The following is a 23,646-nucleotide window of genomic DNA, read 5'->3' on the forward strand; positions in this document are numbered from 1 at the left end:
GTCCAGTCGTCCCGGGCGGTCGCATACTTGCTGCACAGCGACCAACCCGAAAGGTGCGACCATGGCTTCGATCGAATACCGACTTCCGCAGGAGCGCAGGATCGTCACCGCGTTCCCCGGCCCGAAATCCTCGGCGCTGGCCGAGCGCCGCAAGGCCGTCGTCGGTGCAGGCGTTGCATCGACGTTGCCGGTGTATGTGGCCGACGCGGACGGCGGTGTCGTGGTCGATGTCGACGGCAATTCGTTGATCGACCTCGGTGCCGGTATCGCCGTCACGACCGTCGGTGCGTCGAATCCGGCTGTCGTTGCTGCCGTGCAGGATCAGGTTGCTCACTTCACCCACACCTGCTTCATGATCGCGCCCTACGAGGGATACATCGCGGTCGCCGAGAAGCTGGCCGAACTCACACCCGGTGATCACGACAAGCGCACCGTGTTGTTCAACAGTGGTGCCGAGGCCGTCGAGAACGCAGTCAAGATCGCCCGGCATGCCACCGGCCGCTCGGCTGTGGTCGTGTTCGATCACGCGTATCACGGCCGCACGAACCTGACGATGGCTCTGACCTCGAAGTCGATGCCGTACAAGAGTGGATTCGGGCCGTTCGCTCCCGAGGTCTATCGGGTTCCGATGTCGTACCCGTTCCGTGAGGGCCTCGGTGCCGACGGATCGGCCGTCACCGGTGCACAGGCCGCCGCTCGTGCGATCTCCATGATCGAAAAGCAGGTCGGCGCAGACAATCTCGCTGCGATCCTGATCGAGCCGATCCAGGGTGAGGGCGGCTTCGTCGTGCCGGCGGACGGGTTCCTGCCTGCGCTGGTCGAGTGGGCGCGCGAGCATGATGTCGTGTTCATCGCCGACGAGGTGCAGTCCGGATTCACTCGCACCGGTGCCTGGTTCGCCAGCGAGCACGAGGGCATCGTGCCGGATCTGATCACCATGGCCAAGGGCATCGCGGGCGGTATGCCGCTGGCTGCGGTGACCGGCCGGGCCGATCTGATCGACGCCGTGCATCCCGGTGGGCTCGGCGGCACCTACGGAGGCAATCCCGTCGCGTGCGCCGCAGCACTGGCATCGATCGAACAGATGGAGACCCTCGACCTCAACGGCCGCGCCCGCGACATCGAACGCATCGTCGTCGATCGGCTCGCGGCGTTGATGCCGGAGGTGGGGATCATCGGTGAGGTTCGAGGCCGTGGGGCCATGCTCGCCGTCGAGCTCGTCGTACCGGGTGGGCGTGAACCGAACGCGGAGGCGACCAAAGCCGTTGCTGCTGCGGCACTCGCGGCTGGGGTGATCGTGTTGACGTGCGGGACCTACGGCAACGTCCTGCGCCTGCTTCCGCCGCTGGTGATCTCCGACGAGTTACTCGACGACGCACTCACGGTCCTCGAGAACGCACTGCGCGACGCTTCGAAGGGACTCTGACATGGCCGTCGAGCAGTTGTTGTCCTCGTTGCCCACCGACCTGTGGCTCGGTGGAAAGCAGACCCCCGCGCAGTCCGGCGCGCGATTCGCCGTCCTGAATCCCGCCACCGGTGAGGAGCTGACCACCGTCGCCGACGCGGGTGCGGCCGACGGCATCGCGGCCCTCGATCTCGCCGCCGCGGCGCAACCGGAGTGGGCGGCGACGCCTGCACGGGAGCGAGCCGAGATTCTGCGGCGCGCCTTCGATCTGCTGCAAGAACGTGCAGCAGATTTCGCTCTACTGATGACCCTGGAAATGGGAAAATCGTTGGCGGAGAGTCGCGGTGAAGTGAACTACGGCGGTGAATTCCTACGCTGGTTCAGCGAGGAAGCGGTCCGGATCGGCGGCCGGTACACCCCTGCGCCCGCCGGTAACGGCCGAATTCTGGTCACCAAGATGCCGGTCGGCCCGGTGCTGGCGATCACTCCGTGGAACTTCCCGCTGGCCATGGGAACTCGCAAGATCGGTCCCGCGCTCGCAGCGGGTTGCACCGTCATCGTCAAGCCGGCCGAGGACACCCCACTGACGATGCTCCTGCTCGGCCAGGTGTTCGCCGACGCCGGATTGCCCAGCGGTGTGTTGTCGGTGCTCCCGGCCTCGGATGCTGCATCGGTCACCGGGCCGTTGATGGACGACCCCAGACTGAGGAAGGTCACGTTCACCGGATCGACCGGAGTGGGAAAGCTGTTGGTGCGCAATGCAGCCGACCGACTGCTCCGGACATCGATGGAGCTCGGCGGCAATGCGCCGTTCATCGTGTTCGAGGACGCGAACATCGATGCCGCGGTCGACGGGGCGATGCTCGCCAAGATGCGTAACGGCGGCGAGGCATGCACTGCAGCAAACCGTCTGTACGTGGCCGAGTCCGTTCGCGAGGAATTCACCGAGAAGCTGACCGCGAGAATCGCGGCGCTGACGGTCGGCCCCGGTGATCGCGACGGCACCGACATCGGACCACTCATCAACGACAAGCAGCGGCGGACGGTGTCGGCACTCGTCGACGATGCCGTTGCCAAGGGTGCCCACATCCGCACCGGCGGATCGGTGCCCGACGGTCCCGGGTTCTTCTACACGCCCACTGTGCTCGACCGTATCCCGGCCGACGCAAACCTGTTGCGTGACGAGATCTTCGGGCCGGTTGCCGCCATCGTCGGATTCGAGACCGAGGACGAGGCCGTCGCCGCGGCCAACGACACCCGGTACGGATTGGTGGCCTATTTCTACACCGGAAGCCTCGATCGGGCTCTGCGGGTCTCGGCTGCTCTCGACACCGGGATGGTGGGGGTCAACCGGGGCGCCATCTCCGACGCCGCGGCCCCCTTCGGCGGTGTGAAGGAGTCGGGCTTCGGACGAGAGGGCGGCTCGGAAGGGATCGAGGAATACCTCGAGACCAAGTACATCGCGCTGCAGTAGATCGCAGCGGTGCAGTAGATCGGAACGGTGCGCTCCACTCCTGAGGCCGGCGCGGCACATTCGCCGCAGGGTGGAGCGCACCGGGCGTGCCGTCCCTAACCCCTCGCGGCCGCAATTCGCTTCTCGGCCAATCGGTCCGCGGCCGCACCCAGCAGGATCCCTTCGGTGCGTGCCATGGCGAAGATGTCGGTGACGGTGGTGCGGATCTTTCCGATGGTGGCCATCACCTTGGCCGAATCTCGGCCGCGCAGTTCACCTTCCACCTGGATCAAGCCGCCGGCATTGGCCACGTAGTCCGGTACCCAGACGATGCCCCGGGCGGCCAGCAACGATTCGACGTCGGGCGTGAGCAGTTGATTGTTCGCAGCACCGCACACGATGGACGCCGACAGCCGGTCCACCGAGGACGCGTCGAGCGTTGCTCCCATGGCGCACGGGGCGTACACATCGATGTCGGCACCGATGATGTCGGTTCCGATCGCGACGCCGGGGAAGTCCTGGGCGATCCGATCGAGTGCAGGTTCGTAGGAGTCGCTGACGAGCACGTCGGCACCCGCTCCGCGCAGGAGCGCCACCAGGTTGTAACCCACCTTGCCTGCGCCTTCGACACCTACTCGTCTGCCGGTCAGATCGTCGGAGCCCCAGGTCGATTCGGCTGCTGCCAGCAGAGAGAGATAAACCCCGAGTGCCGTCTGTGGACCGCTGTCGCCGGTGCCGCCCGCGGTGGTGTTCTTACCGACGACGTAGGCCGTTTCTTCGGCGACGATATCGAGGTCGTCGCTGTTGGTGCCGACGTCGCCTGCCGTGACGTACGTGCCGCCGAGCGATTCGACGAACCGGCCGTAGGCCTCGAGCAATGTCGGGGTCTTGATGACGGTCGGGTCGCCGATGATGACTGCCTTGCCGCCGCCCAGATCCACCCCTGCGACAGCCGCCTTGTAGGTCATCCCGCGGGAGAGTCGCAGTACGTCGGTCACGGCGTCCTGCTCGGTTGCGTACGGGTAGAAGCGCGTTCCGCCGAGCGCCGGTCCCAACACGGTCGAGTGAATCGCGACGATTGCGCGCAGACCGGTGTCTCGATCGTGGCAGAACACCACGCGCTCGTGCGCGGAGTCATGTGGCATGTCGGGCCGGTCGAAGACACCGGATGCGGCCGGTGCCGGTGCCGAATTCGCGTTCTGGGCAACAGAAGAGCGATGTCGAGTGGGTGTGACGGCAGAGTGGTCGGCAACGACGGACACAGTCGGTCTCTTTCGGTCAGGGGATGGGAGCAGATGCAGAGGCTGCCCGGATGTCTTGTCCGTCACAGGGTGTCGTGCACGACGCAGACCGGTCAACCGGCATCGCTCGGACCGTGCAGATTGCGTGATGCGGTCGGTATCGGTCCGGCGGGGATGGTCGGGGTGCTCAGCGGCGGCCGTCATCGGCGAGCTGTTCGAGCAACGGCTTGGTTCGATACTGAATCAGCTCGGACATGGCGATCGACATGTTGGTCCGCTCGACGCCAGGAATGTCGAGGATCAGGCCGGCTATGCGGTACAGGTCGTCGGCGTCGACCGCCGCAATGCGGATGTGCATGTCCGCTGCGCCGGACAGACCGAACACCTCGAGTACTTCGGGGATCGTCCGGAGGTGCTCGGTGACCGCTGCCAACGTGTGCTGATTGACCTGAGCGGTCACGAAGGCCTGCAACGGGCGTCCCAGAGACTTCGGTGGAATGCGGTGATCGATGGGGGTGAGCGATCCCTTGTCGTCCCACCGCCCGAGGCGTGCCTGGACGGTGTTGCGGGACAGGCCCAACGTTGTTGCGAGTTCGACGCCGGTGGCTCGAGGCTTGGCGCACAGGGCCAGGAGGAGTCGGGCGTCGGTCTTGTCGAGATCGGTCATTGCGCACTTCCTGTAGCTCGGTCGTTACCCGATATTGTGCACACTGCGTAATTCTGAAGTCGTCACTTGTGCACGCTGGGCGTCGGTGGTGTCCTTGTGAAGGACATCACATCACGACGGAGAGTGCCACGGACATGAACACCACCTCGCTGATACAGCTGATCAAGGAATCCGGAACGGTGGTCCGCAACGAGACGTATTCCCCTCTGGTCGCGGACATCGACACGGCTGCGATGAAGGAGATCTATCGCGATCTGGTGGTCGTCCGGCGCATCGACGCCGAGGCCACCGCGCTGCAGCGGCAAGGCGAGTTGGGGTTGTGGGCTCCGTTGCTCGGACAGGAAGCGGCGCAGGTCGGCTCGGCCCGCGCGCTCGACTCCGAGGACTTCGTGTTCGCCAGCTACCGCGAGCACGGGGTCGCCTACTGCCGCGGAGTCGATCCCACTCGCATGCTCCGCTTCTGGCGCGGATCGACCCTGTCGGGATGGGATCCGTACGAATATCGAATGACGACTCCGGCGATCATCGTCGGCTCGCAGGGTCTGCACGCGACCGGATACGCAATCGGCATGCAGCTCGAGGGTGCCGACGGTGCTGCCATCACGTACTTCGGAGACGGAGCAACCAGTCAGGGCGATATCTCGGAGGCTCTCGGTTTCGCCGCCAGTTTCCATGCGCCGGTGGTGTTCTTCTGCCAGAACAACCAGTGGGCGATCTCCGAACCGGTGACCGTGCAGACCAAGTCGACGATCGCGGCACGCGGTGAGGGATTCGGCATCCCGTCGGTACGAGTCGACGGAAACGACGTGCTCGCTGTGCTGGCCGTGACCAGAGCGGCGCTCGCCCGAGCCCGTGAGGGCAGCGGCCCGACGCTCATCGAGGCCGTCACCTACCGAATGGGGCCGCACACCACGTCCGACGATCCGACGAGATATCGATCCGGGGCCATGGACGACGAGTGGCGTGCCAAGGATCCGATCGACCGAATCGAGAAGCTGCTCAGACGAATCGGCGTGTTCGACGACGAGTTCGTGGCTTCGGTCCAGCGGACGGCGGACGACGTCGCCGCCGATTTGCGACGTGGATGCCTCGAGACCGTCGAACCCGAAGCGATGACGGTATTCGACAACGTCTACGCCGACCCGCACTCTCTGCTGGACGACGAGCGGGCCCAATTCGCCTCCTACCAAGCTGGATTCGAAGGAGTCACGTCATGACCACCCTGGAACGGCCCACCAGCCTGCCGCTGGGCAAAGCCATCAATGCCGGCCTGCGTCGCGCGATGGAGAACGATCCCAAGGTGTTGCTGATGGGTGAGGACATCGGCAAGCTCGGTGGCGTCTTCCGCATCACCGACGGCCTGCAGAAGGACTTCGGGCCCGGCCGAGTACTGGACATGCCGCTGGCCGAATCGGGCATCATCGGTACCGCTGTGGGCCTGGCGATGCGCGGATTCCGTCCCGTGTGCGAGATCCAGTTCGACGGCTTCATCTACCCGGCGTTCGATCAGATCGTGTCGCAGGTAGCCAAACTGCACTATCGCACGAGCGGAAATGTCAAGATCCCGATGACCATCCGCGTGCCCTACGGCGGCGGAATCGGTGCAGTGGAACATCATTCGGAATCGCCGGAGGGCTACTTCGCCCAGACCGCCGGACTGCGCGTGGTGACCTGCAGCAACGCCGCCGACGGCTACTCGATGATCCAGCAGGCCATCGCCAGTGATGATCCCGTGCTGTTCTTCGAACCCAAACGTCGATACTGGGAGAAGAGTGCGATCGACCTCGGTGCCGACGATCTCGACACCGCCTTCCCGCTGCATCGGGCGCGGGTGGTCACCGAGGGCACCGACATCACACTGGTGGCCTACGGACCGTTGGTGTCCACTGCCCGTAAGGCAGCCGAAGTTGCTGCACACGAGGGTATCTCGATCGAGGTCATCGATCTGCGGTCGCTCTCGCCGATCGACTTCGAGACCGTCGAAGCGTCGGTGCGCAAGACCGGACGGCTCGTCGTCACACACGAGGCCCCGGTTTTCATGGGACTCGGCTCGGAGATAGCCGCCCGCATCTCCGAGCGGTGCTTCTACAACCTCGAAGCGCCGGTGCTGCGGGTCGGTGGATTCGGAACGCCGTACCCGGCGTCGAAGCTCGAGAAGTTCTATCTTCCCGACGTCGACCGGATCCTCGACGCAGTGGACCGCTGCCGTTCGCACTGAGCTGCCGTTCGCATTGAGCTGCCGTTTCGCCTCGATCACACATCCTCCGCCGATACCGACCGAACAGGATTCGACGATGTCCACCATCAAGAGTTTTCCGCTGCCCGACCTGGGGGAGGGCCTCACAGAGGCCGACCTGTTGACCTGGCTCGTCGCGGTCGGTGACACCATCGAACTCAATCAGAACATCGCCGAGGTCGAGACGGCCAAGGCTGCGGTCGAGTTGCCTTCCCCGTTCGCCGGGGTCGTTGCTGCCCTGCATGTTTCCGAGGGCGACACGGTGGAGGTCGGAGTGCCGATCATCGACATCAGAGTCGGCGGTGAGGACGAACCGGTTGCGTCCGATCCGGAGCAGTCCGTTTCCCCGATTCAGAACACCTCTTCCGGGGAGGACGAGGACGAGCGCGTTCCGGTGCTCGTGGGTTACGGCGTCGCGAAGGAAGGCTCCAGCCGACGCGGTGGCCGCGTCGACTCACCCGCGGCGTCCGCGCCGAACGTCCAGAACGGAAAGCCGCTTGCGGCCCCACCGGTACGAAAGATGGCCAAGGACAACGGCGTCGATCTCAACGAGCTGCCCGCGAGTGGCTCCCACGGCGACGTCACCCGTCAGGACGTGGAGTCGTACCTCGAGGGCGCGTCGGCGGTGCAGAGTGAGACCGATGTGCAGAGTGGTACCGATGCGCAGCAGTCGGTATCCGGGCGGACCGGTCGAGAGGAGCGCACTCCGATCAAGGGTGTACGCAAGCACACCGCCGAGGCCATGGTGCGAAGTGCGTTCACTGCACCTCACGTCACCGAATTCGTGACCGTCGACGTGACCGAGACGCTCGAACTCCTCGAGTCGCTGCGGTCCTCCACGCATTTCCGGGACGTGCGGCTGACGCCGTTGGCTCTGGTGTCCAAAGCCGTTCTCGTTGCCCTGAAATCGAATCCGTCGCTGAACTCGAGCTGGGACGAGGTTGCACAGGAGATCGTGACCAAGTTCTACGTCAACCTCGGCATCGCGGCGGCGACACCCCGCGGATTGATGGTCCCCAACATCAAGAACGCTCACGAACTCTCCCTGGTGGACCTCGCGCGTGCTCTGGCCGACCTGACGCGTATCGCGAAGGAGGGCAAGAGCAGTCCGGCCGATCTGGCCGACGGCACCATCACCATCACCAACGTGGGGGTGTTCGGAGTCGACGCAGGCACGCCGATTCTGAACCCGGGCGAGGCGGCCATTCTGTGCTTCGGGTCCATCCGTCGAACGCCGTGGGAACACAACGGCGAGATCGCTTTACGGTCGGTGACGACACTGTCGCTCTCGTTCGATCATCGACTGGTCGACGGCCAACAGGGGTCGGAATTTCTCGCCCTCGTCGGTCGTCTGCTGACTCACCCGATCGATCTGATCGCGCTCGGCTGACCGCGGCGGCGCGGTGTGAATGCTGCCGGGGTTCAGTGAACCGGTTGCGCCGACACGGCCTCGTCTCGATCATTGCTTGCCTGTGCTCGGATGAAGAACGACGCAGCCACGGCGACCAGTGACACCGCCCCACCGCACAGAAATGCGGTGTGGATGCCTGCCTCGGAACCACCCACCTGCGTTGCGCCGTCGGAGATTCGGGCTGCTGCGGTGTTCGACATAACGGTGACGAACAGTGCGGTTCCTGCGGCTCCGGCCAGCTGCTGCACGGTGTTGAAGATTGCGCTGCCGTGCGAGTACAGGCGGGTGGGAAGGGATCCGAGCGAGGAGGTCATCAGCGGAGTCATGATGAGCGCGAGTCCCGCCGAGAGCAGCATGTGAATACCGACGACCAGTGGTAGTGCCGACTGTGCGTCCAGCACCGTCATGGACCACAACGCGGCGCTCACCACCATGGCTCCAGGGATGACCAACGGGCGCGGCCCGATTCGGTCGAAGATGCGTCCGACGAACGGTGCGAGCAGACCCATCAGCAATCCGCCGGGCAGGAGCATCAGGCCGGTCGCGAGGGTGTCGAGGCCGCGCACGTTCTGCAGATACATCGGCAGGAGGATCAAGGCACCGAACAGGGCCATCATCGAGATCGCGATCATGCCGAGTCCGATGCTGAACGTGGGGGTGCGGAACGGACGCATGTCCAGCAGCGCGCCGCCGCGTTCCTGGCGGGCGATCTGCCGCAGCACGAACACGACGAGTGCGATCACTCCCACCACCAACGGCAACCAGACCGGTACGACGGACTCCTCGGCAGAATGGCCGAGGCTGCTCAGGCCGTAGACGATGCCGCCGAACGCCAAGGCGGACAACACGACCGACGCGGGATCGAACGAGGGCCGTCCCGTCTCGGTCACGTTCCTCACCAGAGTGGTTCCGATGCCGAATGCGACGAGCGCGATGGGAAGAACGAGCCAGAACATCCAACGCCAATTCAGCGAGTCGAGAATGACTCCGGAGATGGTGGGGCCGACGGCCGGCGCGACGGCGATGACGATGGAGATCACACCCATCATCGCGCCCCGCTTGTGGGCCGGGACGACGGTGAGCACTGTGGTCATGAGTAGCGGCAGCATGATCGCCGTGCCGCTGGCCTGCGTGATGCGGCCGAGCAGAAGTAGCTCGAAACCGGGTGCCGAGGCCGCGAGCAGGGTGCCGATGGTGAACAGGGTCATCGCTGACACGAACACCTGACGCAGAGTGAAGCGTTGGAACAGGTAGCCGGTGACGGGAATGACCACCGCCATGGTCAGTAGGAATCCGGTGGTGAGCCACTGGGCCGTGGTTGCCGTGATCTCGAGGTCGACCATCAGGGTCGGGAGCGCCACGCTCATGATCGTCTCGTTGAGGATCATGACGAAGGCCGCGATGACCAATATGCCGATCAGTAGCTTGCTGCCCGGCGCGAGTTGCTCGTCGGGGGTGCGGTCGGTCTCGGGTGAACTCATATGTCGACAAACTTTCGCGTATGGGATCGAAGCGTGCAATCGTATGGAGATAGCTTCAATCATCATGACAGTGACTGTCAACTTGATGTTTGCTGGTAAGTTGACAGCGAATAGTGACCGCACCGACGGATGGACGAGGATGAGCGAACGAGTGCCGGACCTGCGAGAGCGACGTCGCCGAGACACTCGGCTCGAGATCACTCGCGCCGCACTCGAGCTGTTCGAGAAGCAGGGCTGCGCCGCGACCACGGTGGACGAGATCGCGCGCCGAGCGGGGGTGTCACCGAGTACGTTCTTTCGCAGCTTTGCCTCGAAGGAGGAGTCCGTTCTCGGCGTCGACCCTGATTTCGAGGTCGACTTCGCGCAGTGGCTCGCCGCCACCTCGCCCGAGCACATCACTCTGCCTGGAATCGAAGCGTTGTACGAGCAGTCCGTCGAGCGACTGTCGACAGCGCCCGAGGAGGCGCGTGACCGACTCCTACGCACTCGGCGACTGATCGGTATCGACGCGCATCTGCGAGCCGCAGCCTTCGCCGCCGACGCGATGACACTGTGCCGCATCACCGATGCGGTGACCGAGCGACTCGGTGACCACGAATCACGTTCGTATGCACGACTGTTGGTCGAAGGTGCCGGTATGGCCCTGCGTATTGCCTTCGACGACTGGGCGGTACGGATCGACGGCGGGCAGGATGCCGACCTGCTGGACATCTATCGAACGACAGTGCGCGATCTGCGACGCGTAGTCGCCGGCTGACGTCTCACGTCGTGAGTGGAACTTCGTAGCCCAGGTCGAGTTTCCGCGCACGTGGCGCGCAGCGCCTCTAGCCGAGACGGCGGGGCGACAGATCCGCTTCGAGAAGGCCGCGCTCGGCCACGTCGGCCGGAACCGGTTCTCCGCGAACGACAGCCGCGCCGACCCGGGCCAACGCCGCACACGTCTGGATTCCGTAGCCGCCCTGCCCGGCGCACCAGAAGAAGCCCTCGAGCTCGGGGTCGAACCCGACCACCGGGGTGCGATCGGGAACGAAGCTGCGCAATCCGGCCCAGGACGAACGAACGTGTCGCGCAGTCAGAGTGGTCACCTCGGCGATGTCGTCGAACGCCCGCGCGATCTCCAACTCGTCCGGGCGGGCATCGCTCGGTTCGACCGCCGTCTCGTCGGCCGGTGAGCACAACAGTTGTGCACCTTCGGGTTTGATGTAGAACTTCTCGTCGATGTCGCTCAGTGTCGCGAGACTCTCGGTGTCGAGATCGTCGGGCGCGGAGACCATGAAGACCGACCTGCGCTTGGGAACCAAGCCGATGTGGCGGGCCCCCGCCATCGCGCCGACGACATCCGCCCAGGCCCCTGCCGCGTTCACGACCAGTGGAGCCCGGTGAGTCGTCCCGTCCGACGCGCGTACGTGCCATAGACCGTTCGCTCGCTCGAGCTCGGTCACCGCGGTTTTGGTGTGAATCCGACCGCCCCGCTGTCGAAGACCGCCGACGAAGCCCTGATGCAGAGCATGGACGTCGACCTCCATCGAATGCGGTTCGTACAGAGCGCAATCGATCAGCTCGGGCCGTATCGGTGGGAAGAATGTGCATGCGTCGGTGGGGGAGACCAGCTGCGCGTCGGGAGTGAGGCGACTGACCTCGGTGTACATCGCTTCGAGGGCATCGCCGCGTCCCGTGGCCGCGAATTGCAACAGTGGACGTGGGGTGAGCAAATCCGACCGGAAACAATCGGGTGGGTTCACCAGAAAGTCTCGGCTGGCGGTCGTCAAGGCGCGAATCGTGCTGTTGCCGTAGGTCTCCAGAAACAGCGCCGCAGATCGACCGGTGGTGTGGAACGCCAGCGTGGACTCACGCTCGAGCAGTGTGACACGGCGGTCGCCGGCGAGTTCGTACGCGAGTGAGACACCGCCGATGCCGCCGCCGATGACAATGACGTCCGAGAGTGCGGGCTGTTCGGTGGCGCTCATGGATGTCTCCTGTTCGGTTTCGGCGTGGACCATTGCGCTCCGGGGCCGACTGCTTCGTCGAAGATCAGCCACGTCCGCGTCGACAGTATCCCGTCCAGCCCTTGCAACTTGTCGAGTACCAGGTGCCGCAATGCCGAGTTGTCCGGAGCGCGCACGAGGACCAAGGCGTCGAAGTCACCGCCCATCAAGCTGACGTGTTCCACGAACGGGAACGTACTGAGGTCGTCGGCGACAGCGCGCCAGGAATCCTGCCGAATCGACAGTGCGACATACGCGGATGCGCCGAACCCGGCTTTCTCGTACGCGATACGGGCGGTGAAACCCTCGATCACACCTTCGTCGACGAGGCGGTCGACGCGGACGTAGGCATGTGCGCGGGAAATGTGGGTGGCCTCTGCGAGGGCCCTCATCGACATGCGGCCGTCTCGGCTCAGTTCGGTGACGATGCGCCGGTCCACGTCGTCGAGTTCGTACTCGGTCTCGCTCGGTGCCATACGTCCACTCCAGACCGATCGCGATGGAAGCTCGTGGACGAATAGTCACACAGCGAGCTCCAGTATGCCATCGGTCTGCAATCCGGTTCCTGATTTGATACTCGGTCCATTTCGGCACAGTCTGTGTAGAACACACGGACGACGAACCGACGCAGGAGGGGACCCCATGGCCATGACCGACACGCTCGAGCACGTCACGACCTCGGTCGCACGACGCGTTCGTGAGGGACACGAGGCGGACTTCGTCGAATGGACCGACCGGGGCATCGACCTGGTGCGAACCTTCCCGGGCTTTCTCGGCGGAGGCTGGCTGCGCAGCTCGGCCGAATCCAGTGACTATCACGTGGTGTATCGATTCGAAACGCACGACCATCTCGAGGCATGGTTGCGTTCGGAGGCCAGGCGCGATTGGCTCGGCCGTGGCCGTCCGATAGCCGACGACGTTGTGACACATCGACTTTCGGGCGTGGAGGGATGGTTCGAGCCACAGTCGAACCTCACCGACGCCGTCCGCGTCGTGGGCGGTCCCCCGCCGCGGTGGAAGCAGGCCGTGTCCATCGGGGTTGCGTTCTATGCCGTCAGCCTGTTGGTGAACCTAGTGATCACCCCACATCTCACCCACCTGAACGTGGCCCTGCGGACTGCGGTCGTGGTGATGATGTGCACTCCGCTGATGGTGTACGTGGTGATGCCGTTCGTCACCGCACGACTGCGAAAGTGGCTGGCACCGCGCGCTTGACGGCCACGGGTCTGCTCGTTGCGAGCTGAGCGGTACCCTCTGCGTCATGCGAATCGGACAGACCGCCCCGGATTTCGAACTGCCCGATCATTCCGGTGAACGTCGTGCGCTCACCGAGCTCGCGGCGTCGGGACCGGTGGTCCTGTTCTTCTATCCGGCTGCGAACAGTCCGATCTGCACGGCCGAGGCGTGCCATTTCCGGGATCTGGGTGCGGAGTTCGCCAGGTTCGGTGCGCAGCGAGTGGGCATCAGCACCGACACTCGTGACAAGAACCAACACTTCGCGCTGCAGAGGTCGTTCGACTTTCCGTTGCTCTCGGATGCCGACGGGGCGGTTGCCGAACAGTTCGGCGTGCGGCGCGGCGGGTGGTTCGCCCGTAGGCGTCGACTTCGGGATTTCGAGCGCGGCCACTCGAACGTGGCTCGACGCAGTTACCTACGACAGTTGTTGTCCGTGAAGCGGACGACGTTCGTGATCGATCGGCACCGTACGGTGCGGATGGTGGTGCAGAGCGAGCGCGGTCACGTACACGCGACCAAGGCGCTGGAGTACCTGCGATATCTGTCGTGAGGGTCAGTCGTTGGCACCGCTGAAGAGGGCGGTGTAGACGGCGGGCTTCGTCGACTCGGCCGAGGCATCGGTCGATGCGTCGTCGGGATGGCTGAAGAGCGCCTCGTTCTTGTCTTTGTGTTCCATTCCCCGAGCATGCACCTCATCGGTCGCAATAGCCACTTGCCGCGCGGAATCGGGCCGGTGAACCGTCGAAACGACCGGTCGGGGCGCAGCTGCCAGGGGTGGAATACTGCCCGGGTGTCCGATGAAACGTTATTCGAAGCTCTGCGGCGTGAGCCCGATGCCGAGGCACCCAATCTGCATGCGGTCGACGCGGCAGATCGTTTGCTGCTCGACACCGTCGACGAGCTGGGGGTCGACCGCACCGCACCGATCGCTGTGATCGGCGATCGCTACGGCGCTCTGACTCTGGGTGCGGCGGCCCTGGGGTTCACCGACGTGCGAGTGCACCAGGACGCTGTCACCGGCGTACGCGCTCTCGAACTGAACGCAGCGCGTGTGTCGATGGTCGGCACGTATACCCACCACGGGCTGGGTGCGGAACTGCTCGACGGCGTCGGCACCGTGTTGATGCAGTTGCCGCGAGGTCTGGCCGAGCTCACCGAGATCGCCGAGCACATCGCGGCGCATGCACCCCAGAATGTCGTCGTCCTGGCCGGCGGGCGAGACAAACACATGACCCCCGCCATGAACGACGTGCTGCGACGGTCCTTCACGACGGTCACGGCCGGACGAGGCCGGCAGAAAGCCCGGGTGCTCACCGCGGCCGGGGCAGTGGCGTCGGAGATGACGTATCCGGTTCGCAAGCGAATCGCGGATATCGACATGACGGTCGTGGCCCATGGCGCTGTGTTCGCCGGCGCAGGCCTGGACATCGGGACACGGTTTCTGCTCGAGTTCGTTCCGAAGATGTTGCCGCGTGCTCGCACAGCCGTCGACTTGGGCTGCGGCACAGGAATTCTCGCAGCAGAGCTGGCGCGAACCAGGCCGGATCTGGAGGTGATCGCGACCGATCGTTCGGCTGCAGCGATCGCGTCGGCAGCGGCGACGGCGGAGGCGAATGGGACTCGGATCGCGGTGATCGCCGACGACGCGATGTCGACGTTCGAGTCCCGGTCGGTGGATCTGATCGTCTGCAACCCTCCGTTCCACGAAGGCGCTGCAGTACACACAGGCGGGGCAGGCAAGTTGTTCGAGGCCGCCGGACGCGTGCTGCGGCCGGGCGGACAGTTGTGGACGGTGTTCAACACCCACCTGAACTATCGCCGGGCCCTCGCCGACGCCGTCGGACCCACCGATTCGATGGGCCGCAACACCAAATTCACCGTCACTCGCTCGGTGCGCCCGAGCGAGTAACGGTGAAGATCAGGTGCGAGAACGTCAGGTGACCGGGCCGCCGTCTTCGGGGGAGCCGTCGATCTGGCCGCGGTTGCGCCCGCGGTCCTCGACGAGGGTTCCTTCGACGATCTCCGCCTGACGCTGGCCTTCGGCATAGTCGATATCGGGATCCTCGTCGGATTCCTCGACGACGTGGTCTACCAATTCCTCGGTCAACTCGTCGTCGGGGGTCTCGGTGATCGGGCGGTCGAGCTCTTCCTCGACCGCGATGTCGGGTTCTTCCTCGCTGAGCTTGAGGTCCAGGCTCTCGCCCTCGGCGGCCTCGCGGGCGGTGGTGCCGAAGCTGTTGGCCTCGCTCCAGTGGTCGGGGGGATCGACCACGGTATCGCCGTCGTCGTTGCGCACCTCGTCGGAGTCGACGCTTTCGCTGGGGTCCAAAGTCTGGTCGGGTCCGTCTTCGATTGCCATTTCCTCATAGTGCCCGTTTCGATTCGGTGTCACACACGCGGTCGTGTCCGCGTTTCGACGACCCACCCGGTAGAGTCCGTTTTGTCCGACGTAGAGGTTCTCGTCACGGGAACTTTTGTCCGGATGTCGAACGTTCTACTGATGACCGACGGGGAGATCCCCGGTGGGGATCAGAACTTACGAAGGGAAGAGACACGGTGCGCACCTCCAGCAACCCGGTGTTCCGCAACCTGCCCAAGCAGCAGGGCGGCGGATACGCCACATTCGGATCTGCGACGGCTGGAGCCTCGCAGGCCGCCACGTTCGGCCAGCATCCCGGAACACAGGCCGACCCGTACGTCACGCAGCCCGCGCAGCGGGCCATGACGATCGATGACGTCGTCACCAAGACCGGCATCACACTCGGGGTGCTCAGCGTCACGGCGATCATCTCGTACCTGTATGCATCCGCCAACCCTTCGGCCGCACCCGCGTTGCTCATCGCTGGTGGACTGATCGGCTTCGGCCTCGTCATGTTTGCGACTTTCGGGCGCAAGATGGACAACAAATTCATCGTCTTGGCCTACGCGGCAGCCGAAGGCGTTTTCCTCGGTGCTCTGTCGCTCGTGTTCACCGGAGAGATGTTCGGTATGAGCGGTGGATCTGGTCTCATCGGCCAGGCCATCCTCGGTACCTTCGGCGTGTTCTTCGGCATGCTGGTCGTCTACAAGACCGGCGCGATCCGCGTCACACCGCGCTTGACCAGGATGGTCGTCGGTGCCCTCATCGGCGTCGTCGTGCTCATGCTCGGCAACCTCGTCGCCAGCTTCTTCATGGACGGTGGATTCGGGCTGCGTGACGGCGGACCTATCGCCATCATCTTCAGCCTCGTCTGCATCGGTATTGCCGCGTTCAGCTTCCTGCTGGACTTCGACCAGGCCGATCAGCTGATCCGCGCACAGGCTCCCGAGAAGGCAGCCTGGGGCGTCGCCCTCGGCCTGACCATCACGCTGGTCTGGCTGTACGTCGAGATCCTGCGTCTGCTGAGCTACTTCCAGAACGACTAGTACTCACGCGAAAAGCCCCGCCACTCCTTTCCGGAGGGCGGGGCTTTTTCGTTGTGGTGTCTCGGATCAGCTGAGGCGTTCGAGCACCATTGCCATACCCATGCCGCCGCCGACGCACATCGTCTCGACGCCGAACGTCTTGTCGTGAGTGGTCAGGTTGTTCAGCAACGTGGTGGTGATGCGGGCACCGGTCATACCGAACGGGTGGCCGATCGCGATGGCACCACCGGAGACGTTGAGCTTGTCCTCCTCGATACCGAGGTCGCGCGCCGAGCCCAGGACCTGCACCGCGAAGGCCTCGTTGATCTCGAACAGGTCGATGTCGGAGATCGACATGCCGGCGATCTTCAGCGCCTTACGGGTGGCCTCGATCGGGCCCAGGCCCATGATCTCGGGGGACGTGCCGGTGACTCCGGTGGAGACGATGCGGGCCAACGGGGTCAGACCCAGTTCCTTGGCCTTGGTGTCGCTCATGATGACGAGCGCTGCTGCGCCGTCGTTGAGGGGGCAGGCGTTGCCTGCGGTGATGGTGCCGTTGGGCCGGAATACGGGCTTGAGCTGGCTGATCTTCTCGTACGTGGTGCCGGCGCGAGGGCCGTCGTCGGTGTTGACGACGGTACCGTCGGGCAGGGTCACCGGGGTGATCTCCCGCTCGAAGAAACCGGCGTTGATGGCTTCCTCGGCGCGGTTCTGGCTGCGGACGCCCCAACGGTCCTGGTCCTCGCGGGTGATGCCGGTGAGCAGTGCGACGTTCTCGGCCGTCTGGCCCATCGCGATGTACGCGTCGGGAAGCTGGCCGTTCTCGCGGGGATCGGTCCAGCTGTCCGCGCCCTCTTCCTGCGCCTTCTTGGTGCGGGCCTCGGCGTCGGCGAAGATCGGGTTGTGGCTCTCGGGCAGCGAGTCGGAGCTGCCGTGGATGAAGCTGGACACGCTCTCGACACCAGCGGAGATGAACACGTCACCCTCGCCTGCCTTGATCGCGTGCAGCGCCATCCGGGTGGTCTGCAGCGAGGACGAACAGTAGCGCGTGATCGTCGTTCCGGGGAGCGAGTCGTAGCCGAGCTGAACCGCGACGATGCGGGCGAGGTTGTTGCCCTGCATCCCGCCGGGCAGGCCGCAGCCCAGGAGCAGGTCGTCGATGTCCTTCGGGTCGAGCGAGGGCACCTTGGCCAGCGCAGCGGCGACCATCTGAGCAGTGAGGTCGTCGGGACGAATGTCCTTGAGCGACCCCTTCATTGCCCTACCGATGGGTGAGCGCGCGGTGGCGACGATGACTGCCTCTGGCATGAGATCTCCTTCGATATCGATACTGCTTACCTGCTCTGTTACCGCCGAGTAGGCGATGTCTCCTGATCGAACTTACAACCCTGCCTGACGGCCATCTCCACGACGTAGGAGATCCTCCGCCGCGCTGCCGATTTCGGCGTCGAGCTCGGCAGTTCTGCGGCGCAGGAAACGGTCCAACGCGGCGGTGGCGCGGGGGATGGCTCTGCGTGATTCGGCGGCGGCGGACACCGTCGGCAGTTCGGGCAGTGGGCCGCCGTGCCATACGCCGAGGGCGGAGGCGAGCACCGGCAGAATCTGTTGGGCGGCCAGCTCGTACCCCGCAGCGGACGGGTGGAAGCGGTCCGCCGAGAACATCGTGTCGGGGGCGGCCAGAAACTCGGGTGCCAGCAGATCCGCCAGGGCTACCGGATGTCCGCCGGCGCTGAGAGTCCTGGCCGTCTGGGCATGGGCCAGCCGCCGACCCCAATTGCGGACGACGGTACGCAGCGGTTGCGGAATGGCTGTCACGACACCGAGATCGGGGCACGTTCCCACCGCGACGACGCAGCCCTTGGCCGTCAGTCGTTCGACTGCATCGCCGAGCCTGGCCGCTGACGCCGGAATGGAGAACTTCTTCGTCACGTCGTTCGCGCCGATGAAGATCACCGCGGCATCGGGCGGCGGGCCCGCGACGAACATGGCGTCGACCTGGCCTTCGAGACCCTTGGAGGTGGCACCTGCAATTGCTTTGGTACTCAAGCGGATTCGCTGACCGGTTTCTTCCGCCAACCCGCGCGCGAGCAGGACCCCCGGTACCTCGTCGGCCACAGTGCAGCCCACACCTGCTGCGGTGGAGTCGCCGAAGATCATCAGATGAATATCTGCTGAACTTCCCAGTCGCCACCGCTCGGGTGCTGCGCAGCCGGCGGTGTAGACCCCGTCCGCCTCCGGCGGCTTGGCTGTGGTTCGTCCGATCACGCCTCGGGCCGCAGCCGCCTGAGCCATCAGATGCCGGTACGCGGCCCAGGACGCAGTCCCTGCTCCGGAGCCTGCCAGCACGGTCGCGGCGCTCGCTTTCGCGGCGGTACGCCATCCGCTCGCCGTCACAGATCGATCCCTCTCGTCGTGCCCTCTCACCATCGTATGCGGGTGTCGACAGCCGTGGCCGAGAGTCGAATACCTGCATCTGGGAAGATGGAGCAATGCGCATCGCACAGCACATCACCGAACTCATCGGCAACACCCCGTTGGTGAAGTTGTCCTCCGTCATCGGCGACGGTGCCGGCACGGTCGCGGCCAAGATCGAATACCTCAACCCGGGTGGTTCGTCGAAGGACCGCATCGCCGTGAAGATGATCGACGCGGCCGAGGCGTCGGGCGAGTTGAAGCCCGGCGGCACCATCGTCGAGCCCACGTCCGGCAACACCGGCGTCGGCCTCGCGCTCGTCGCGCAGCAGCGTGGCTACAAGTGTGTGTTCGTGTGCCCCGACAAGGTCGGTGAGGACAAGCGCAACGTGCTGCGTGCCTACGGCGCCGAGGTCGTAGTCTGCCCCACGGCCGTCGCGCCAGAGGACCCCAACAGCTACTACAGCGTCTCCGACCGACTCGTCCGCGAGATCGAGGGAGCGTGGAAGCCGAACCAGTACGCCAACCCGGCCGGCCCGGCCAGCCACTACGAGACCACCGGGCCCGAGATCTGGGCCGACACCGACGGCAAGATCACGCACTTCGTCGCGGGCGTCGGCACCGGCGGCACCATCTCGGGCACCGGCAAGTACCTCAAGGAGGTCTCCGGCGGCAAGGTCAAGGTCATCGGCGTCGACCCCGAGGGATCGGTGTACTCCGGTGGCACGGGACGTCCGTACCTGGTCGAGGGTGTCGGTGAGGACTTCTGGCCGACCGCCTACGACCCGTCCATCCCGGACGAGATCATCGCAGTCTCCGACGCCGACTCCTTCGACATGACCCGTCGCCTCGCTCGCGAGGAAGGCCTGTTGGTCGGCGGCTCGTGCGGAATGGCCGCCGTGGCCGCAATCCAGGTTGCCGAGCGCGAAGGCCCCGACGCGTTGGTCGTCGTACTACTGCCCGACGGTGGCCGCGGCTACCTGGCGAAGATCTTCAACGACTCGTGGATGTCCTCGTACGGCTTCCTGCGTTCACGTCTGGACGGCACCACCGAGGAGACCTCGGTCGGCGCAGTGCTGCGCGGCAAGTCCGGTGCCCTGCCCGATCTGGTGCACACCCACCCATCCGAGACCGTGCGCGACGCCATCGAGATCCTGCGCGAATACGGCGTTTCTCAGATGCCCGTCGTCGGAGCCGAGCCGCCCGTCATGGCAGGCGAGGTCGCCGGCAGCGTCACCGAACGGGACCTGCTCAGCGCCGTGTTCGAGGGTCGCGCCGCATTGGCCGATCCGGTGGCCAAGCACATGAGTGAGCCGTTCCCCCTCATCGGTGCCGGCGAAACCGTCTCCGACGCCACCAAGGCCCTCGGCGAGTCCGATGCGCTGATGGTCGTCGAAGAGGGCAAGCCTGTCGGTGTCATCACTCGCCACGATCTGCTCGGTTTCCTCAGCAAGGGTGCCTAGCGGCAGTGGTGTGGCTGAGTGCCCCAGGGGGCACTCAGCCACACCACTACGCGTCAGCGCACTGCACTCGAGCCGGTCAGCGCCTGCCCGATCACCAGCTGGTGGACCTCGGATGTGCCCTCGTAGGTGAGGACGGATTCGAGGTTGTTGGCATGCCGGAGTACCGGGTATTCCAACGTGATTCCGTTGGCGGCCAAAATCGTTCGGCATTCACGAGCGATTTTGATGGCTTCACGCACATTGTTGAGCTTGCCGAGCGACACTCGCTCGCCCGGTAGCTCGCCCTTGTCCTTGAGCCGGCCCAGGTGCAGCGCGAGCAGTTGACCCTTGCCGAGTTCGAGCGCCATGTTCGCGAGCTTGGCCTGGGTGAGCTGGTATCCGGCCAGCGGCTTGTCGAACACCGCGCGGGTCTTGGAGTACTCGATCGCCGATTCGATGCAGTCCCGAGCCGCTCCCATCGCGCCGAACACGATGCCGAACCGTGCCTCGTTGAGGCAGCTCAACGGGCCGCTCAGGCCGCGGGCCTCGGGCAACATCGCGTCGGCAGGGAGTCGGACGTCGTCGAAGACCAACTCCCCGGTGATCGACGCGCGTAGGGACAGCTTCTTCTTGACGGTGTTCGCGGTGAATCCGGGGGTGTCCGTGGGAACGACGAAACCTCGGACCTTGTCGTCGGTCTGAGCCCACACGACGGCGACGTCGGCGACCGGACCGTTGGTGATCCACATCTTGCTGCCGTTGAGAATCCAGTCGTCACCGTCGCGCTTGGCGCGGGTGAGCATGCCACCGGGGTTGGATCCGAAGTCTGCCTCGGTGAGACCGAAGCAGCCGATGAGCGAACCCTCGGCCATCCCCGGCAACCACTGCTGCTTCTGTTCCTCGGACCCGTACTTCCAGATGGCGAACATCGCCAGCGAGCCCTGCACCGAGACCAGCGAGCGGATGCCGGAATCGATGGCTTCGAGTTCGAGGCAGGCCAGCCCGTACGCCGTCGCCGATGTTCCGGCGCAGCCGTAGCCCTCGAGGTGCATGCCGAGCAAGCCGAGTGAGCCCAGTTCCTTGGCCAGTTCGCGCGCCGGCACCGTGCCTTCGTCGAACCAGTCGGCGATGTGCGGACGGATGCGTTCGTTGCCGAACTTGCGGACGGTGTCCCGGATCTGACGTTCTTCGTCGTCGAGGAGGGAATCGATCGCGAACAGTTCGTCGACGCTCTGGGAGTTGGCCACGGTGCCTCTTTCCGCTGGGGGTTGTCTTCGCAGGTTACCCACGCCCCCGCCGGGCGACGCAGGCCGATTAGTGTGGAGGCCATGAGTGAGCAGCGCAGCAAGGCAGACAACACGTCCTGGCAGGGCTTTTCCACCAAGGCGGTCCACGCGGGTTACGAGCCCGATCCGCTGACCGGCGCAGTGAACGTGCCGATCTACGCCAGCTCCACGTTCGCGCAAGACGGGGTCGGCGGAATGCGCAGCGGATTCGAGTACGCGCGCACCGGCAACCCGACGCGTCGGCCGCTCGAGGCCAACCTCGCGGCCATCGAGTCCGGCAGCTACGGGCGCGCTTTCTCGTCGGGCATGGCCGCCACCGACTGCATGCTGCGGTCGGCGCTGCGTCCCGGTGACCACCTCGTCATTCCCAACGATGCCTACGGCGGCACGTACCGACTGATCGACAAGGTCTTCACCCAGTGGGGCATCGAGTACTCCGTGGCCGCGGTCTCGGACGTCGACGAGGTCCGCGCTGCGATGCGTCCGAACACCAAGCTGGTGTGGGTCGAGACTCCGACCAACCCGTTGCTCAACGTCGGTGACATCGAGGCGCTCGCGGGCGTCGCGCACGAGGGCGGGGCCAAGCTCGTCGTCGACAACACCTTCGCTTCTCCCTACCTGCAGCAGCCGTTGTCCCTCGGTGCCGACGTGGTGCTGCACTCGACGACCAAGTACATCGGTGGTCACTCCGACGTCGTCGGCGGCGCTTTGGTGACCGACAGTGAAGAGCTCGACACCGCGTTCGCATTCCTGCAGAACGGTGCCGGGGGAGTTCCCGGACCGTTCGACGCGTTCCTGACCTTGCGTGGCATCAAGACCCTCGCGTTGCGGATGGAACGGCACAGCGACAACGCGGAGAAGATCGTCGAATTCCTCGACGGGCATCCGGCCATCTCGCAGGTCATCTACCCCGGCCTCGAGTCGCACCCGTCTCACGCGGTGGCCGCGAAGCAGATGCGACGGTTCGGCGGCATGGTCTCCGTGCGGCTGGCCGGCGGCAGGCAGGCCGCTCTCGATTTCTGCGCGAAGACCGAGATCTTCACTCTCGCAGAATCTTTGGGCGGCGTCGAGTCTCTGATCGAGCATCCCGGTGCGATGACCCACGCGTCGACGGCCGGTTCGCTGCTCGAGGTCCCGGACGACCTGGTGCGTCTGTCCGTCGGTATCGAGGACGGTGCCGATCTGGTGGGCGACGTCGAGCAAGCACTGGCATGATCGTCGCACTGATCGACTCGGGGTTGGGAATGCTCCCGACGGCAGCTCGCCTGCGTGAGTCGCGTCCCGAGCTCGATCTGGTGCTGATGATGGATCCCGACAACGCTCCGTGGGGTCCGAAGCCGGATGCGTGGGTGATCGACCGGGTGGTCGGTACCGCTCGGCATGCCGTCGAACTCGGAGCCGAGGTCGTGGTGCTGCCGTGCAACACGGCCAGTGTGACGGCGTTGAGCCAGGTGCGGGCTGCGCTCGGTGATTCGATTCCCGTGGTGGGGACGGTCCCGGCGATCAAACCCGCAGCGGCTGCGAGTGATCGGATCGCGATCTGGGCGACGGCGGCCACGACGGCAAGTGCGTACCAGGCCCGGTTGATCGACGAATTCGCCTCTCGTCGGACGGTGACCAGCGTTGCCTGCCACGGTTTGGCCGATTCGATCGATCGCGGAGACTCGACCGGAATACGCGCGGCCATCGACGCTGCGGTGGCCGCCACACCCGACGACGTCGAGTCCATCGTGTTGGGTTGCACCCACTACCCATTGGTGCTGGACGACATCGTCGCGCGTCTACCCAAAAGCGTGACGATGTTCGACAGCGCGGCGGCCGTGGCCAATCAGACGGTGCGACGCGCGGACGAGGTCGGTTCGGGGCGGACCGGTGCAGGAATGGTGTCGGTGTGGCTGAGCGGGATCGAAGGCGCGCTACCGGAGAGTGCACATCGCTACCGCGAGGCAGCGGTACTGCTCGACGGAGCGCGAGCTCGTTAGTTTCACGCCGCCGGGGAATGCCCGG

At 65.1% G+C, this 23,646-nt stretch carries 23 protein-coding genes; 13 read left to right on the forward strand and 10 right to left on the reverse strand.

Going from position 1 to position 23,646, the window contains the following annotated elements; translation table 11 throughout:
- Positions 1-61 precede the first annotated feature (61 nt).
- Positions 62-1,426, forward strand: coding sequence for a 4-aminobutyrate--2-oxoglutarate transaminase (gabT, locus tag E4P29_RS20120; RefSeq protein WP_135046923.1), 1,365 nt, complete (start codon positions 62-64; stop codon positions 1,424-1,426).
- Position 1,427: 1 nt separating this feature from the next.
- Positions 1,428-2,879, forward strand: a complete 1,452-nt coding sequence (locus tag E4P29_RS20125) for an NAD-dependent succinate-semialdehyde dehydrogenase (RefSeq protein ID WP_135046924.1) — start codon at positions 1,428-1,430, stop codon at positions 2,877-2,879.
- 95 nt (positions 2,880-2,974) lie between these two features.
- On the opposite strand, the gene E4P29_RS20130 is transcribed toward E4P29_RS20125, so the two are convergent.
- Both E4P29_RS20130 and E4P29_RS20135 read right to left on the reverse strand, forming a co-directional pair.
- On the reverse strand, positions 2,975-4,120 hold the full coding sequence (locus E4P29_RS20130; RefSeq protein ID WP_209205474.1) for a Glu/Leu/Phe/Val dehydrogenase: 1,146 nt from the start codon (positions 4,118-4,120) through the stop codon (positions 2,975-2,977).
- Positions 4,121-4,286: 166 nt separating this feature from the next.
- Positions 4,287-4,766 (reverse strand): Lrp/AsnC family transcriptional regulator, encoded by a 480-nt coding sequence (locus E4P29_RS20135; RefSeq protein ID WP_027496234.1) that lies wholly within the window; start codon positions 4,764-4,766, stop codon positions 4,287-4,289.
- A 134-nt stretch (positions 4,767-4,900) separates the two neighbouring features.
- Between E4P29_RS20135 and pdhA the strand changes: the two genes are divergently transcribed.
- The 3 genes from pdhA (at position 4,901) to E4P29_RS20150 (ending at position 8,392) form a co-directional block, all read left to right on the forward strand.
- Positions 4,901-5,983 carry a pyruvate dehydrogenase (acetyl-transferring) E1 component subunit alpha gene (gene pdhA / locus E4P29_RS20140; protein ID WP_032375633.1) on the forward strand — a complete coding sequence of 361 codons (1,083 nt, stop codon included), beginning with the start codon at positions 4,901-4,903 and terminating at the stop codon, positions 5,981-5,983.
- Positions 5,980-6,984, forward strand: coding sequence for an alpha-ketoacid dehydrogenase subunit beta (locus E4P29_RS20145; RefSeq protein WP_032375634.1), 1,005 nt, complete (start codon positions 5,980-5,982; stop codon positions 6,982-6,984). Before pdhA ends, E4P29_RS20145 begins: the two co-directional genes overlap by 4 nt.
- 76 nt (positions 6,985-7,060) lie before the next feature.
- A complete protein-coding gene (locus E4P29_RS20150) occupies positions 7,061-8,392 on the forward strand; it encodes a dihydrolipoamide acetyltransferase family protein (protein ID WP_135046925.1) in 1,332 nt (443 codons plus the stop codon).
- Positions 8,393-8,424: 32 nt separating this feature from the next.
- Here E4P29_RS20150 and E4P29_RS20155 read toward each other — a convergent pair whose 3' ends face one another.
- Positions 8,425-9,894, reverse strand: coding sequence for an MDR family MFS transporter (locus tag E4P29_RS20155; RefSeq protein ID WP_135046926.1), 1,470 nt, complete (start codon positions 9,892-9,894; stop codon positions 8,425-8,427).
- Between the two features lie 139 nt (positions 9,895-10,033).
- On the opposite strand from E4P29_RS20155, the gene E4P29_RS20160 reads away from it, so the two are divergent.
- The gene (locus tag E4P29_RS20160) at positions 10,034-10,651 is read left to right on the forward strand and encodes a helix-turn-helix domain-containing protein (protein WP_135046927.1); all 618 of its coding nucleotides are present in this window, start codon (positions 10,034-10,036) and stop codon (positions 10,649-10,651) included.
- 67 nt (positions 10,652-10,718) lie between these two features.
- Here E4P29_RS20160 and E4P29_RS20165 read toward each other — a convergent pair whose 3' ends face one another.
- On the reverse strand, positions 10,719-11,861 hold the full coding sequence (locus E4P29_RS20165) for an FAD-dependent oxidoreductase (RefSeq protein WP_135046928.1): 1,143 nt from the start codon (positions 11,859-11,861) through the stop codon (positions 10,719-10,721).
- Positions 11,858-12,355, reverse strand: a complete 498-nt coding sequence (locus E4P29_RS20170; protein WP_135046929.1) for an Lrp/AsnC family transcriptional regulator — start codon at positions 12,353-12,355, stop codon at positions 11,858-11,860. Before E4P29_RS20170 ends, E4P29_RS20165 begins: the two co-directional genes overlap by 4 nt.
- Positions 12,356-12,521: 166 nt before the next feature.
- Between E4P29_RS20170 and E4P29_RS20175 the strand changes: the two genes are divergently transcribed.
- Both E4P29_RS20175 and E4P29_RS20180 read left to right on the forward strand, forming a co-directional pair.
- Positions 12,522-13,094, forward strand: a complete 573-nt coding sequence (locus E4P29_RS20175; protein WP_135046930.1) for an antibiotic biosynthesis monooxygenase — start codon at positions 12,522-12,524, stop codon at positions 13,092-13,094.
- Positions 13,095-13,140: 46 nt separating this feature from the next.
- Positions 13,141-13,665: a peroxiredoxin gene (locus E4P29_RS20180; RefSeq protein WP_135046931.1), complete on the forward strand. Its 525-nt coding sequence runs from the start codon at positions 13,141-13,143 to the stop codon at positions 13,663-13,665.
- Between the two features lie 3 nt (positions 13,666-13,668).
- Here the strand turns inward: E4P29_RS20180 and E4P29_RS26560 are convergent, their stop codons facing one another.
- Positions 13,669-13,791, reverse strand: a complete 123-nt coding sequence (locus E4P29_RS26560; protein WP_280634556.1) for a hypothetical protein — start codon at positions 13,789-13,791, stop codon at positions 13,669-13,671.
- Positions 13,792-13,905: 114 nt separating this feature from the next.
- Here E4P29_RS26560 and E4P29_RS20185 point away from each other — a divergent pair, with 114 nt between their 5' ends.
- Positions 13,906-15,024 (forward strand): methyltransferase, encoded by a 1,119-nt coding sequence (locus E4P29_RS20185; protein WP_135046932.1) that lies wholly within the window; start codon positions 13,906-13,908, stop codon positions 15,022-15,024.
- Positions 15,025-15,048: 24 nt separating this feature from the next.
- Here E4P29_RS20185 and E4P29_RS20190 read toward each other — a convergent pair whose 3' ends face one another.
- A complete protein-coding gene (locus tag E4P29_RS20190) occupies positions 15,049-15,474 on the reverse strand; it encodes a hypothetical protein (protein WP_032376583.1) in 426 nt (141 codons plus the stop codon).
- Between the two features lie 197 nt (positions 15,475-15,671).
- On the opposite strand from E4P29_RS20190, the gene E4P29_RS20195 reads away from it, so the two are divergent.
- A complete protein-coding gene (locus tag E4P29_RS20195; RefSeq protein WP_135046933.1) occupies positions 15,672-16,520 on the forward strand; it encodes a Bax inhibitor-1/YccA family protein in 849 nt (282 codons plus the stop codon).
- A 66-nt stretch (positions 16,521-16,586) separates the two neighbouring features.
- Here E4P29_RS20195 and E4P29_RS20200 read toward each other — a convergent pair whose 3' ends face one another.
- Positions 16,587-17,807, reverse strand: coding sequence for an acetyl-CoA C-acetyltransferase (locus E4P29_RS20200; protein WP_135046934.1), 1,221 nt, complete (start codon positions 17,805-17,807; stop codon positions 16,587-16,589).
- A 72-nt stretch (positions 17,808-17,879) separates the two neighbouring features.
- Positions 17,880-18,893, reverse strand: coding sequence for an SGNH/GDSL hydrolase family protein (locus E4P29_RS20205; RefSeq protein WP_135046935.1), 1,014 nt, complete (start codon positions 18,891-18,893; stop codon positions 17,880-17,882).
- A gap of 95 nt (positions 18,894-18,988) precedes the next feature.
- On the opposite strand from E4P29_RS20205, the gene E4P29_RS20210 reads away from it, so the two are divergent.
- A complete protein-coding gene (locus tag E4P29_RS20210) occupies positions 18,989-20,374 on the forward strand; it encodes a cystathionine beta-synthase (RefSeq protein ID WP_135046936.1) in 1,386 nt (461 codons plus the stop codon).
- 53 nt (positions 20,375-20,427) lie between these two features.
- Here the strand turns inward: E4P29_RS20210 and E4P29_RS20215 are convergent, their stop codons facing one another.
- Positions 20,428-21,600 (reverse strand): acyl-CoA dehydrogenase family protein, encoded by a 1,173-nt coding sequence (locus tag E4P29_RS20215; protein ID WP_135046937.1) that lies wholly within the window; start codon positions 21,598-21,600, stop codon positions 20,428-20,430.
- An 81-nt stretch (positions 21,601-21,681) separates the two neighbouring features.
- Here E4P29_RS20215 and E4P29_RS20220 point away from each other — a divergent pair, with 81 nt between their 5' ends.
- Together E4P29_RS20220 and E4P29_RS20225 are read left to right on the forward strand one after the other, a co-directional pair.
- The gene (locus E4P29_RS20220) at positions 21,682-22,854 is read left to right on the forward strand and encodes a cystathionine gamma-synthase (protein ID WP_135046938.1); all 1,173 of its coding nucleotides are present in this window, start codon (positions 21,682-21,684) and stop codon (positions 22,852-22,854) included.
- Positions 22,851-23,621: an aspartate/glutamate racemase family protein gene (locus E4P29_RS20225; protein WP_135046939.1), complete on the forward strand. Its 771-nt coding sequence runs from the start codon at positions 22,851-22,853 to the stop codon at positions 23,619-23,621. The genes E4P29_RS20220 and E4P29_RS20225 overlap by 4 nt, the downstream gene beginning before the upstream one ends.
- The last annotated feature ends 25 nt before the right edge of the window (positions 23,622-23,646 follow it).

Source organism: Rhodococcus sp. 1R11, from assembly GCF_004563845.1.
GTDB lineage: Bacteria > Actinomycetota > Actinomycetes > Mycobacteriales > Mycobacteriaceae > Rhodococcoides.